Here is a 13276-nt window from a genome sequence, read left to right on the forward strand (position 1 = left end):
ATGGCAAATAAAGAGGTTTATGTCGTTCCGCATTCCCACTGGGATGCGGAATGGTATTTCACCTGCGAGGACTCCCATATTCTGTTAATTGAGAATATGGATTACCTGATGACTGTATTAGAACGTGATCCCACCTTTCCCAGTTATACCTTTGATGGCCTCGCCTGTGTGATTGACGAATACCTGGCGATCCGGCCGGAAAACCGCGCCCGGTTAGCGGCGTTAATCCGTGCGCGGCGGTTATTGGTCGGCCCCTGGTACACCCAATGTGACTCCCTGCTGATCCGCACTGAATCCCTGATCCGCAACCTGGTATACGGCACCAACATAGCCGGGCACTTCGGCCACAGCATGAATATTGGTTACCTGCCCGATATTTTTGGCCAGCACGCCTGGCTGCCCGCCTTTTTTACCGATCTGGGCATCACCTACTGTGTATTACAGCGCGGCATTTACACTGACCAATTAAACGGTGATTTGAATTTCTACTGGCGCGCGCCTAATAAGGCCATGATCGCCACCAATTATCTCTATTTTGGTTATGGGCCGGGGAAATTCTTAAGCGCGCAGCCAGATTACCTTGAACAGCGTTTATTGCCGATCCTCGATCGGCTCTCCGCCATGAATCAGCGCACCGACAAGCTGCTGCTGCCCGCCGGCGGCGATCAGGTACTGGTCAATGCGGGCTTTCCGGCCACGGTGGCCGCGCTGAACCGCTGCCGGGCGGGCTATACCTTCAGACTGGCCAGCTATGAAACCTATATGGAGGCGGCCTGGGCTGACACGGATTTTCCGCACATTATCGACGGCGAACTGGTGGGTTGCCAGAAATCGCGGATTCACCGCACCTGCCACTCCACCCGCTATGACATCAAACAGCAGACCTGGAAAACCGAGCATCTGTTGCTGGACCAGCTCGAACCGCTGGCGGCGCTGGCGGCGCGGCAGGGCATCACCTGCCCTGCACGGCTGATGGATACCCTCTGGAAAACGGTTTTCCTGGCGCACGCGCACAACGGCATTGAGGCGACGAACGCCGATCCGGTCAATCACGACATTAAGCAGCGCCTAATCAGCGTCGAACGTTCCGCCCTGAGCCTGATTAACCTGCTGAAAAAGAAACTCAGCCACCCGATCACCCGCCAGCTCGGCCAGGCTAACCTGCTGGTGGTGTTCAATACTGATGTCCACCCGCTTGACCAGCCCGTCAGCGCCGTGCTCTTTACCCGCAACCCGCACTTCACCCTGCGGCACGACGGCACGCCGGTGGACTACACCCTACTCCGTCAGGCGGCGATGGATGGCGGTAAAAAAGTGGTTGTCACGGCGCAGGGTGAGAAACTCGAGCCGGTCGAACACTACTACCGCAGCGAAATCCTGTTTCCCCCTTTCCCCACGCAAGGGCTGGGCTACCAGGCCTATGTGGTCGATGAGGAGAACCCGGCGCAGCCCGGCCGCCCGGTCGCCCCCACTTCCGCCACGTACATTGAAAACTGCCACTACCGGGTAACCCTGGAGGCCGGGCGGCTGTCGCTGGAACATCTCCGGCTTAACCAGCGGATTGACGATCTGCTGACCTTTGTGGATGAAGGCGATGACGGCGACGAATTTGATTTCTCACCACTAGAGAGTGAGCACCCACTTCGCTGCAACACCTTCAGCCTGGTGGCGACAGAAACCGGCCCGCTGGTGTCTATCATGACCTTATCCTCGGTGTTGACGCTGCCGCAAGGGATGGCGGAACGCCAGGCGGGCCGTCAGGATCAGCCGCTGACCCTCCTGACCCGGCTTGAGTTACGCCACCAGGAGCCGCTGGTGCGGGTGCACCACGAACTGCACAACACCATGACTGAACACCGCCTGCGGGTGCAGATAAAAACGCCGGTGGAGCGGCCTGCCTGCTCTTATGCCGACCAGGGCTATTCGATGCTCCGGCGCGACACGGTGAGCCGCTATGTGCCGGGGTGGCGGGAAGCCGGGTTTGTCGAAAAACCCATGCCGATCCACACGCTGGAAAACGTGGTCTGCCTCAGAGGCCCGCACTGCGTTTTCGGCGTAATGACCAAAGGCATCAAAGAGTATGAAGTCGTGCCGGAGGAGAACAGCATTGCGTTAACCCTGTTCCGCAGCGTGGGGCTGCTGGGTAAAGATGACACCCGGTGGCGGCCGGGGCGGGCATCCGGCATCAACAATAAAGTGGTGCACACGCCGGATGCGCTGATGCAGCAAACCATGACGTTTGACTACGCGCTGCTGCTTGATGACCCCCGCACTGAGGAGGCCGGCGTGTATCGCGCGGTCAATAACTACCGCGAACATTACCTGGCCTATCATGTGCAGAGCCTGAACACCTTTGAGGAGCGGCTGGAGCGGTTTACGATCCCCCTCCCTGACCACCCTGCGCCTGCGGCGGCCATGCACCTGGCGGTCGACAACCCCCGCATTTTCATGAGCATGTGCAAACCAGGCACAGATAACGCCCTGATTATCCGGCTGTTTAACCCCGGCGACACACCTGAAACCTTCAACATTCACAGCGGCGGCGAACAGCTGATCCACCGGTTGAACCTGCGCGAGGCGAACCAGGAGACCCTCACCGGCGCGATCACCCTGGCCGGCAAGCAGTACCTGACGCTGGCGGTCTGCCCCCGTTAATCAGGCAAGCGCGCGGCCGCCTGCCCATGCCGCGCGCCCTTTTTATCTCCCTGCTCCCCCGCTACTCCGCCAGCCCCAGCAACGCACGCACTTCGCGCAGTTTTTCCGGCGACAACGGCAGATAGCCGTCACGGGTGATCACCCGTTGCCCGGCCTCTGACAGCACATGGCTGAAGAAGGCGGCTGTCAGCGGTTCCAAAGGCTGGCCCGGCGCTTTATTGACGTAGATATAGAGGAAACGGGTCAACGGGTAGTGGCCGTTGCGCACATTATCCGCGGTGGGCTGGATAAAGTGTTGGCCATCCTCGGCCAGCGGCAGCGCTTTCACCCCGCTGGTGTGGAAGCCGATACTGGCATAGCCGATGCTGTTCAGCGTACCGGCCACCGCCTGTGCCACCGAGGAGGAGCCGGGCAACTCATTGACCTGCGGCAGGAAATCCCCGCCGCACAGCGCCCGTAATTTGAAATAGCCATAGGTGCCGGACGCCGAGTTACGGCCATAACGTGCAAAGGGGCGGTTGGCCCAGCTGCCGCCGAGGCCGACATCCCCCCAGCGGCGTAGCTGCCCTGTCTCACCGCAGCGCTGCGTCATGGAGAAAATGGCGTCCAGCTGGTCCCAGGTCAGGCCGGTCAACGGGTTATCCTGATTGACCAGCACCACCAGCGCATCCACGGCCACCGGCACTGCCAGCGGCGAATAACCGTAACGCTGGCGGAAGGAGGCGATCTCTGCATTTTTCATCGGGCGGCTCATCGGCCCCAGCTGGGCCGCCCCGGCAGCCAGCGCGGTGGGTGCCGTTGAGGAACCGGCCGCCTGAATCTGTAAATTCACCCCTGGGAAACGGCGCGAGAAGCCCTCGCCCCACAACGCCATCAGGGTCGCCAGCGTGTCAGACCCGACGCTGGAGAGGTTACCGGAAAGCATCCGGTTGGCGGGGGGCGCAGCAGGGCCGGAAGCCGGGGAAGCAGCGGACACCGGCAAACAGGAAAATGCGACCGGCAGCAAAAACAGGAGGCAGGCCAGGGCCTGCCGGCAATGCCGTGAAATCATGGGTTGTGTGGCTCAAGGGGGCTGAAGCGGGTAATTATGTCTGTGTCGCGCCCTGAGTCAATGCATCCGGCACAATCAGCCGTTTTGGCAGGGTAAACATAAAGCGGGTGCCTTCGCCCGGTTCGCTCAGCACTTCCAGCCGGGCGTCGTGGTGGTTAAGCGCATGTTTGACGATGGCCAGCCCCAGCCCGCTGCCGCCGGTCTGGCGCGAACGCGCCTTATCGACCCGGTAGAACCGCTCCGTCAGGCGCGGCAGGTGCTCAGCGGCGATGCCCGGCCCGTTATCACTGACCAGGAATTGCGCGCCCTGCGCGGTACGCTGCCAGGAGACCTCAATGCGTGTGCCGGGCGGGGTATGGTTCACGGCGTTATACACCAGGTTAGAGACGGCGCTGCGCAACTGATCCTCATTGCCGAACACCTTCAGCGCCTCATTGATGCGGAATTCGATCTGGTGCTGGTTATTGCTCAACGCCTGCGCCTCAGGCTGCAACATGCGCAGCATCCGCGGGATGTCCACCCGCTCCTGCATGTCCGGCGGCGGCGCGGCCTCGATTTTTGACAGTGTCAGCAACTGCTGCACCAGCCCGTCCATGCGGCGGGTCTGTGCCTGCATGGTATGCAGCGCTTTGCTGCGCAGCGGTTCCTCGAGCGTCTCCTCGCCCATCATCTCCAGGTAGCCCTGCAACACCGTCAACGGCGTGCGCAGCTCATGGCTGACGTTGGCGAAGAAGTTGCGCCGCGCCCCTTCCAGCTGGCGCATCTGGGTCACGTCACGTGCCACCATCAGCAACTGCCCTTCAGAGTAGGGCATCGCGCGGAATTCCACATGGTGGCCGTTGTTCAGCACCAGCGTCAGCGGGCGGGTAAAGGTTTCGCCTTGCAGGTAGCGGGTAAACTCCGGGTAGCGCAGCAGGTTAAGGATGTTCTGGCCATTATCTTCCGGCCAGCGCAGCCCCAGCAGTTGCTGGGCCAGGCCGTTGCACCAGAAAATCATGCCCTCTTCCGTGGTCAGCACCACCGCATCGGGCAGGGATTCCGCCCCGCTGCGAAAACGCTTGATCAGCAGCGCCAGCTCACGCCGCCGCCGCCGGTTACGCAGCTGCATCTGGTAAAGGCCGTAGAAGACAGGCTCCCAGCTCCAGCGGCCGGTGGGCGGCGTCATGCTGCGGTCGAGCCATAACCAGTAAGAGAGCCGGAGCTGGTTATAGTAGTTCCAGCCCAACGCGCTCAGTACGCTGGCCAGCAGCCACCAGGCGAGGCCGCCGAACAGCAGCCCCAGCAGCAGGCCGGGCAGGCAGAACAACACCAGCTCCAGCGCCAGCCCCTTCCAGGATAGACGTTCCAGCACGTTATGGTCTCCGCCGCGACATCAGTAGCGCGTTGAGAATCGGTAACCCGTCCCGCGGACGGTCTGCACCATGCGATCGTGGCCGCTGCTCTCCAGCGCCTTACGCAGGCGGCGGATGTGCACGTCCACTGTCCGGTCTTCTACATAGACGTTAGTGCCCCAGACGTGGTTCAGCAGTTGCTCACGGCTGTACACCCGCTCTGAGTGGGTCATAAAGAAGTGCAGCAACCGGAACTCGGTCGGGCCCATCTCCAGCGGGGATTCATTCGCCATCACCCGGTGAGAGGAAGGGTCGAGGCTCAGCCCCTGCATCTCAATCATCTCTTCCAGCGCCATCGGCGAGATGCGCCGCATTACCGCTTTGATGCGCGCCACCAGCTCCTTGGGTGAGAAGGGTTTGGTGATGTAATCATCCGCGCCCACTTCCAGCCCGCGAACCCGGTCTTCCTCTTCGCCGCGCGCGGTCAGCATCATCACCGGGATGTCACGTGTCATCGCTTCACGCTTCATGTGCTTGATAAATTGCAACCCGGTACCGCCCGGCAACATCCAGTCGAGCAATACCAAATCGGGAAAAGGTTCCGCCAGCCGGTTCAGCGCGGTGTCAAAATCCTCGGCTTCCAACGGCTGGTAACCATTCTGTTCCAGAACAAAACAGACCATCTCCCGAATCGGGGCTTCATCCTCAACCACCAAAATACGTCTTGCCATCGTCAATCCTGCCAATAGGTTAGCGATCACGTTTGTGTGCGGCCGCCATTATGCGTCAGTTTTATGACACATTTATGAATAAGTCTAGCGCGTCCATTCAGCACGGGAATTGGTCATACCTTACTGCTAATTGTAGCCGGACAGGCGATAAAATGACGGAGTTGGAAAGCATCTCGCAAACCGTAACGGGTTTCCCCCACGACATCACGGCGCGACGGCGTTTATAATCAGCCTCCTCCGCCCTCCGGGGCAGGCAATACAAAGCGAGAGTGTTATGCGCCTGATTCATACATCTGACTGGCATCTTGGCCAGGTCTTTTTCACCAAGAGCCGCGCAGCGGAGCACCAGGCGTTCCTGACCTGGCTGATTGAACAGGTTGAAGCCCATCAGGTGGATGCAGTGGTGGTCGCCGGGGATATCTTTGATACCGGCGCGCCGCCGAGCTACGCCCGCCAGCTCTATAACCGCTTTGTGGTGGCGTTGCAGCGTACCCGCTGCCAGTTGATTGTGCTGGGCGGTAACCATGACTCCGTCGCCACGCTGAACGAGTCGCGGGAGTTGCTCTCCTGCCTGAATACCACGGTCATCGCCAATGTGAAGGCCGACAACCGCCCCCAGCTCTGTGTGCTGAACCGGCACGACGGCACCCCCGGCGCGCTGTTGTGCGCCATCCCGTTCCTGCGCCCGCGCGACCTGCTCCTGAGCCGCGCCGGCCAGTCCGGCAGCGAAAAACAGCTCGCCCTGCAGGAGGCGATCGCCGCCCATTACCAGAGCCTGCATCAGGCTGCGCTGGCCAAACGGGACGAACTGGGCCTGCCGCTGCCGATCATCGCTACCGGGCACCTGACTACTGTGGGCGTCTCCACCTCGGATTCGGTGCGTGACATCTATATCGGCACGCTGGACGCCTTCCCCGCGCAGGCGTTCCCGCCGGCGGATTACATCGCCCTCGGCCATATCCACCGCGCCCAGTGCGTGGCAAAAAGCCACCATATCCGCTACAGCGGGTCACCGATTCCGCTCAGCTTTGACGAAGCCAACAACACCAAAAGCGTCTATTTGCTGGAGTTTGACGGCGCAACGCTCGCCTCCGTGGAGACCCTGCCGGTGCCGGTTCACCAGCCGATGGCGATCGTCAAAGGCTCGCTGGCGGAGATTGAACAGCAGCTGCACGCCTTCCGTGACGCCGACCCGGCGCGCCCGGTATGGCTGGACATTGAAGTTGCCACCCAGGACTACCTGAGTGACATCCAGCGCCGCATCCAGCAACTGACCGACCCGCTGCCGGTGGAAGTGGTGCTGCTGCGCCGCAACAAAGCCCAACGGCAGAGCGCCCTGGCCCAGCAGGCCAAAGAGACGCTGACGGAGCTCTCCGTTACCGAGGTGTTTGACCGGCGCATGGCGCTGGAAGCGGACGCAGACAGCGAACACTGCGAGCGGATGCGAAAGATGTTCCGCAATGTGGTGGAAGAGGTACGTGAAGCCAATGAAGGGATGCCATCCGCATGAAAATTCTGAGCCTCCGGCTGAAAAACCTTAACTCGCTGCAAGGCGAATGGAAAATCGACTTCACCCAGGAGCCGTTCGCCAGCAACGGCCTGTTTGCCATTACCGGCCCCACCGGCGCCGGGAAAACCACCCTGCTCGATGCCATCTGCCTGGCGCTCTACCACCAGACGCCGCGCCTCACGGTGACCCCGAGCCACAATGAGCTGATGACCCGCCACACCGCCGAATCCCTGGCGGAGGTGGAATTTGAGGTCAAAGGCGTGGCTTACCGCGCTTTCTGGAGCCAGCGCCGCGCCAAAAATGCGCCGGACGGCAATCTGCAGGCCCCGAAAGTGGAGCTGGCACGGGTGGCGGACGGCAAAATCCTGGCTGACAAAGTGCGTGACAAGCTGGAATCGGTGGCGCAGATCACCGGGCTGGATTTCGGCCGGTTTACCAAATCGATGATGCTGTCGCAGGGGCAGTTCGCCGCCTTCCTGAATGCTGATGCCAACGACCGCGCAGAACTGCTGGAGGAGCTGACCGGCACGGAGATTTATGGCCAGCTCTCTGAGCGGGTATTTGAGCAGCACAAACAGGCGCGCAGCGATCTGGATGCGCTGCACCACCGTGCGGCCGGTATCGAACTGCTGACCGACGAACAGCAGCAGCAGCTCGCCGGCCAGCTGGCGGCGCTGGTGGAACAGGAGGCGCAACAGGCGCAACAGGCCGCCGGATTGCAACGCGGGATCGCGTGGATCAACCAGGATCAGGCGCACCGGCAGGCACTGGCGCACGCCCTCCGGCAACACCAGCAGGCAGAAGTAGCCTGGCAACAGGCGCAGCCTGACCTGCTGCGGCTGGCGCGCAATGAACCGGCAGAAAAGTTGCGCCCGCTCCAGCAAGCCCGCGATCAGGCCCGGGCTGACTGCGTTCAGCATCAGGCCACGCTCAATGCGCTGCTCACCCGGCAGCACGATCAGCAGCAGGCGCTGGCCCCGTTGCTGGCCCGCCACGAACAGGCGCAGCAACAGCTTACGGCTTTGCAACAGCAGCATACTCAACAGGAAGCGCTGATTGCGCAGGTCACGCCGCTGGACACCCAGCTCGCCCAGCTGGCCCGGCAACATGAGGAGCAGCAACAGGCGCACCAGCGCCAGCAACAGCAGGAGGCTGAACGCCGCCGCGCCTTGCAGCTCACCCAGCAACAACTGGAACAGGGCAGCGTGCGGCTGGCGGCGCTTGAGGCCTATGGCCGTGACCATGCGCACCATGCCCAGTGGGGCGAAAACTTGCCGCTGTGGCGCACGCAGCTCCAGCAACAGGTGACCCAACAGCAGGCGCAGCAGGCCGCACAACAGGAACTGGCTGCCGCCCAACAGCAGCTTGACCGCCTGAACCGGGAGCGCGAGACGCTGGCGCAGCAACAACCGGCGGTGGATCAGGCACTGCAACAGGCAGAAACGCAGGCCGCCGCCCATCAGCAGGCATTGCAGACGCAGGAACAGCAGTACCCGGCGGAGACGCTGCATACCCGGCTGGCCGCCCTGCGCGAACGGCGGCCGGTACGTGGGCAGCTGGCCACACTGGTGCCGCTGGCACGCCAGACCCGCCAGCAGATCGCCCATCTGCAACAACAGCAGCAGGAAAACCAGCAGCACCTGATGCTGGCCGGGCAGCAACTGGCGGAGAAACGCCAGCATTACCAATTGCAAAAGCAGCACCTGGCGGACCTGAAAACGCTGCATCAGCGCGAAGAACAGATCGTGAGTTTCGAGACGCATCGCGCGGCGTTGCAACCGGGTGACGCCTGCCCGCTGTGCGGGGCCACCGAACACCCGGCCATTGAGGCTTATCAGGCGATTGTGCTGTCTGAGACGGCGCAACGGCTGGCGGTGCTGGAGCAGCAGGTTGACGCGATAAAAACCGCCGGCATTGAACTCGGGGCGCGGGTGAAGTCCCTGCAGGAGCGCGAGGCGCAGGTGCAGCAGGAGCTGGCGCGTGCCGGCCAGGTGCAGGCGGAGCAGCAACAGCGCTGGCAGGCCCTGAGCGCCCCGCTGGCGCTGACGCTGACGCTGGCGGATGAGGCCGCCCTGGGTGACTGGCTGGCAGACGAAGAGCAGCAGGAAACCCAGCTCCAGCAGCAGTGGCAGCAGCGTGAAACCCTGCAACAGGCGCACCGCGCCGCACAGGACGCGCTGAACACTGCCCGGCAAGCCCAGCAGCAGTTGCACCACCAGCTGGCGTTGCTTGATGAGCGCCGCCATGAACAGCAGAAACAGTGGGCGCAGCAGCAGGCACGCCAGGCACAGGCTGAGCAGGCGCTGGCCGATGACGCGCAGCGGGTCACCGCCACGCTGGCCGCGCTGGGCCTGACGCCGCCGGAAGCCGGGGAGCACGCGGCCTGGCTGGCACAGCGGCAGCAGGAGTGGCAACAGTGGCAGCAGCAACAGCAGGAGCGCCAGGATCTGACGCTGGCGCTGAAGCAGGCCGAAACGCGGCGCGAAGGCGAACAACGGCGGGTGGAGGATGCCGCCGCCCGTCTGGCCGAGCTGGATGCCCAATGCCGCCTGCTTGCCGCCCAGCAGGCGCAGGCGCAACAGCAGCGCCGCGATCTGTTCGGCGACCGTGACGTGGCCGCGGCGCGCGACACCTTACAGCGTGAGGTGCAGGCCGCCACCCTGGCGGCCCAGCAGGCCGACGCGGCCTATCAGCAGGCACAGCACGCCCTGAGCCGGCTGGCCGGGGAGATCGCCGGGCTACAACAGCAACAGCAGCAGTTGGCCGCGCGTGAACAGCAGAGCGAACAGCAGCTGGCTGTTGCGCTTGCCGCCAGCGAATTTGCAGACGAAAGCGCGCTGAATGCCGCCCTGTTGGATGAGGCGCAACGGGATGCGCTGCATCAGCAAAAGGCAGCGCTGATGCAGCAACAACAGGAAGCGGAAACCTTGCTGAAACAGGCACAGGCCACCCTGGCACAGCATCAGCCTCAGCGTCCGGACAGCCTGCCCGCGCAGGCCGACGGCAGTGCGCTGGAGGCGGAGCTGGCGGTGCTGCAACAGCAGTTGCGGCTTTGTGCCCAACAGCAGGGCGAATTACGCCAGCAACTGGAAAGCGATCGCCTGCGCCGCAGCAACCAGCAGCAGCTGTTCAGCCAGATTGCCGAAAGCCAGCAGCAGTTCCGCGACTGGAGCGCGCTCAATACGCTGATCGGCTCCAGTGACGGTGCCAAATTCCGCCGCTTCGCCCAGAGCCTGACGCTGGATCATCTGGTCTATCTCGCCAACCAGCAACTGGAACGGCTGCATGGCCGCTACCTGTTACAGCGTAAAGAGAGCGACGCGCTGGAGCTTCAGGTAGTGGACACCTGGCAGGCGGATGCTTTGCGGGATACCCGTACCCTGTCCGGCGGTGAAAGTTTCCTGGTGAGCCTGGCGCTGGCACTGGCGCTCTCTGATCTGGTCAGCCATAAAACCAGCATCGATTCGCTGTTCCTGGATGAGGGCTTCGGCACCCTGGATGCCGACACGCTGGATACGGCGCTGGACGCGCTGGATAACCTCAACGCCTCCGGCAAAACTATCGGCGTCATCAGCCACGTGGACGCGATGAAAGAGCGCATCCCGGTGCAGATCCGGGTGAAAAAAGTCAACGGGCTGGGCGTCAGCCGCCTCGGCAAAGAGTTCGCGGTGCCCTGAGGCCGCACGCCCCAACTGTCCGGCCGCCCGGTTTCGCATATGGGCGGCCATTACCGCCCGGCTGCTACGCCCCCGGTTAATAAGCCTCTAATCAATAGGCGCTGCCATCCTTGTGCAGGAACTGCGGGTTGCCCTGGCTGTCCTCTTCCAGCAGCAGGTCATCGTCGGGATAGATCACCCCGTCACCGGGGCTGCGATCGCCCACCTCCAGATAGACCACCTCCTCCGCCGTACGGTTGAGCAGATGGTGGGCATCACCGTTACCGGCTTTAAACCCGGCACACATGCCGGGCTTCAGCGGTGTTTCGCCCTGGTTGGTCACCAGCACCGGCTCCCCGGACAGGATGTAGATAAACTCATCCTCCCTGGTATGGAAATGGCGCAGTGCGGAGGCACCGCCGGGCGCGATGCGCGCGAGGTTCACGCCAAAATTCGTCAGGCCGAATTGATCGCCCAGTTGGCGTTTTTGCCGTTTTTCCATCTGGGCGGCAAATGGCGCCGGGTAGTGCGAAGGCGGCTCCACCGGGGCCACCTCAGCGGCTGTCACCGCCGCCGGAAAGGTCGCCGACGTTTCAGGTAGTGTGCCCGGCGTCGCGCCCGCATCAGGCTCCTGGTGGGTCAGCGACGTGGTGTCAGGGTGTTTTCGCGAAGGGGTCTGGGTCATCAGGCATTCTCTCCCGTCAAGATTCGGTAGGGTCTGGCACCGCCAGCTCTGGCGGCCTTATCAGGGTTAGCACATTTTTTACGCTTGCCCCACCTGTACAAGGCATTGGCGGCAGAGTTAAAACAATACCAAACAGCAACAGTACCGACCGGAACAATGCAGAGTTAAAATTCATGTCAGCGGTTATCAGACCACTCGTTAAGCTAAAGAGAAGGTGTAACGCATGCGATATCCGCTTTATCTCCATCAGGCTACTGACGGCGCTTTCTCCGGTTTCGTACCGGACGTGAGCGGCTGTTATTTTGCTGGTGATACCCTTGACGACGCCATTAACGATGCCCAAAACGCCCTTAGCCTCTATTTTGCCTACCGGGTTGAGCAAGGCCATGCGCCAGATAAGGCAAAAACCGTGGCTGACCACCTGAAGAATGACGCCTGTACCGGCGGAATTTGGGCCTATGTCGATATCGACTGCCCCCTGACACCCTGACGCGACAGGGAAAAGGCCCTCGGTTTCCCCGTCGCGTTTAATAAGTCATGGTTTGCCCTGGGCGCTTAGCGCAACGGCTCCTGCGGCCAGAGCCAGGCGGCACCGCGCACGCCGCTGGCATCGCCATGTTTCGCCTTCAGTACCGGGGTTTCGCACTCACCGCCGAATACCCACTGCTTCAGCAGCAGCGGCACGGTCTGGTAGAGGCGGTCAACGTTGCTCATGCCGCCGCCCAGCACGATCACATCCGGGTCGAGCAGGTTGACCACATGCGCCAGGGATTTCGCCAGCCGTATCTCATAACGGCTGAGTGCCAGTTCCGCCACCGCGTCGCCCTGCCCGGCCAGCGCCATGATTTGCACGCCTTTCTGCGCCTGCCCGCTCAGCCGCTGGTAGTCCTGGGCGAAACCGGTGCCGGAAATAAAGGTTTCGATGCAGCCCGGTTTGCCGCAGTAGCAGGCCACTTCGCGCGCATAGCGCAGCTCGTCGTCGTCCTGCCACGGCAGCGGGTTATGCCCCCACTCACCGCCGATGCCGTTACCCCCGGCGTGCACTTCGCCATTGATCGCGATGCCGGCGCCGCAGCCGGTGCCGATGATCACCGCAAAGACCGTGTGTTTGCCTGCCCCTGCGCCGTCAGTGGCTTCAGAGACCGCCAGGCAGTTGGCGTCATTAGCCACCCGCACCTGCCGTTGCAGCATCCGTGACAGGTCGCTGTCGAACGGCTGGCCGTTGAGCCACACCGAGTTGGCATTTTTCACCAGGCCGGTATAAGGCGACAGGGTGCCGGGAATGCCGATCCCCACGCTGCCCCGCTCGCCGGTGGCGTGTTCCGCTTCCGTCACCAGCCCGACAATCGCCCCCAGGGTTTTGTCGTAGTCATGGCGCGGCGTGTCGATCCGTTTACGGAAATATTCACGCCCATCATCGGCCAATGCCACGGCCTCTATTTTGGTGCCGCCTAAATCAATCCCAATTCGCACGATCGTCTCTCCGGCGCTGTCGTTGTCAATGTCATCAAAGTCATGATGCGGATAAGTATAGTGGCCAACGGGGCAGCACACCGGCAACCCCGACCTGTCTGATTCTGTGTTGCCCCCGGCGGGGTTAACCGGTACACCTTGTGATAAAAAACGGCCCGGCGGGGAGAGTTCGCTCACAGTTCCA

Annotated in this window: 9 protein-coding genes; 4 read left to right on the forward strand and 5 right to left on the reverse strand. The window is 62.2% G+C overall.

Annotated elements, in window-relative coordinates; all coding sequences use genetic code 11:
* Nucleotides 1-2655 (forward strand): glycoside hydrolase family 38 N-terminal domain-containing protein, encoded by a 2655-nt coding sequence (locus tag CYR52_RS19070; RefSeq protein WP_101829205.1) that lies wholly within the window; start codon nt 1-3, stop codon nt 2653-2655.
* Nucleotides 2656-2716: 61 nt separating this feature from the next.
* Here the strand turns inward: CYR52_RS19070 and CYR52_RS19075 are convergent, their stop codons facing one another.
* Genes CYR52_RS19075 through phoB form a run of 3 tightly spaced genes read right to left on the reverse strand, consistent with a single transcriptional unit; the run spans nt 2717 to nt 5768 of the window.
* Nucleotides 2717-3703 carry a PstS family phosphate ABC transporter substrate-binding protein gene (locus CYR52_RS19075; protein ID WP_394853976.1) on the reverse strand — a complete coding sequence of 329 codons (987 nt, stop codon included), beginning with the start codon at nt 3701-3703 and terminating at the stop codon, nt 2717-2719.
* Nucleotides 3704-3740: 37 nt separating this feature from the next.
* Nucleotides 3741-5057, reverse strand: a complete 1317-nt coding sequence (gene phoR, locus CYR52_RS19080) for a phosphate regulon sensor histidine kinase PhoR (RefSeq protein ID WP_072926574.1) — start codon at nt 5055-5057, stop codon at nt 3741-3743.
* A gap of 21 nt (nt 5058-5078) precedes the next feature.
* On the reverse strand, nt 5079-5768 hold the full coding sequence (phoB, locus tag CYR52_RS19085; RefSeq protein WP_072926577.1) for a phosphate response regulator transcription factor PhoB: 690 nt from the start codon (nt 5766-5768) through the stop codon (nt 5079-5081).
* 274 nt (nt 5769-6042) lie between these two features.
* Here phoB and sbcD point away from each other — a divergent pair, with 274 nt between their 5' ends.
* Nucleotides 6043-7278 (forward strand): exonuclease subunit SbcD, encoded by a 1236-nt coding sequence (gene sbcD / locus CYR52_RS19090; RefSeq protein ID WP_072926579.1) that lies wholly within the window; start codon nt 6043-6045, stop codon nt 7276-7278.
* The gene (locus CYR52_RS19095) at nt 7275-10955 is read left to right on the forward strand and encodes an AAA family ATPase (protein ID WP_101829206.1); all 3681 of its coding nucleotides are present in this window, start codon (nt 7275-7277) and stop codon (nt 10953-10955) included. Before sbcD ends, CYR52_RS19095 begins: the two co-directional genes overlap by 4 nt.
* A 91-nt stretch (nt 10956-11046) precedes the next feature.
* On the opposite strand, the gene CYR52_RS19100 is transcribed toward CYR52_RS19095, so the two are convergent.
* Nucleotides 11047-11619: a cupin domain-containing protein gene (locus CYR52_RS19100; RefSeq protein ID WP_101829207.1), complete on the reverse strand. Its 573-nt coding sequence runs from the start codon at nt 11617-11619 to the stop codon at nt 11047-11049.
* Between the two features lie 223 nt (nt 11620-11842).
* Between CYR52_RS19100 and CYR52_RS19105 the strand changes: the two genes are divergently transcribed.
* On the forward strand, nt 11843-12109 hold the full coding sequence (locus CYR52_RS19105; RefSeq protein ID WP_079205159.1) for a type II toxin-antitoxin system HicB family antitoxin: 267 nt from the start codon (nt 11843-11845) through the stop codon (nt 12107-12109).
* Between the two features lie 65 nt (nt 12110-12174).
* Here CYR52_RS19105 and mak read toward each other — a convergent pair whose 3' ends face one another.
* Complete coding sequence (mak, locus tag CYR52_RS19110) at nt 12175-13092, reverse strand: fructokinase (protein WP_101829208.1); 918 nt, start codon at nt 13090-13092, stop codon at nt 12175-12177.
* Between the last annotated feature and the right edge of the window lie 184 nt (nt 13093-13276).

It is taken from the genome of Chimaeribacter arupi (genome assembly GCF_002858805.1).
Classification (GTDB): Bacteria; Pseudomonadota; Gammaproteobacteria; order Enterobacterales; family Enterobacteriaceae; genus Chimaeribacter; species Chimaeribacter arupi.

What these genes read in the sequence shown, in the direction of transcription:
- CYR52_RS19070 (WP_101829205.1), top strand. Translation starts at nt 1, where the DNA reads ATGGCAAATAAAGAGGTTTATGTCGTTCCGCATTCCCACTGGGATGCG.
- phoB (WP_072926577.1), bottom strand. Translation starts at nt 5,768, where the DNA reads ATGGCAAGACGTATTTTGGTGGTTGAGGATGAAGCCCCGATTCGGGAG.
- sbcD (WP_072926579.1), top strand. Translation starts at nt 6,043, where the DNA reads ATGCGCCTGATTCATACATCTGACTGGCATCTTGGCCAGGTCTTTTTC.
- CYR52_RS19095 (WP_101829206.1), top strand. Translation starts at nt 7,275, where the DNA reads ATGAAAATTCTGAGCCTCCGGCTGAAAAACCTTAACTCGCTGCAAGGC.
- CYR52_RS19100 (WP_101829207.1), bottom strand. Translation starts at nt 11,619, where the DNA reads ATGACCCAGACCCCTTCGCGAAAACACCCTGACACCACGTCGCTGACC.
- CYR52_RS19105 (WP_079205159.1), top strand. Translation starts at nt 11,843, where the DNA reads ATGCGATATCCGCTTTATCTCCATCAGGCTACTGACGGCGCTTTCTCC.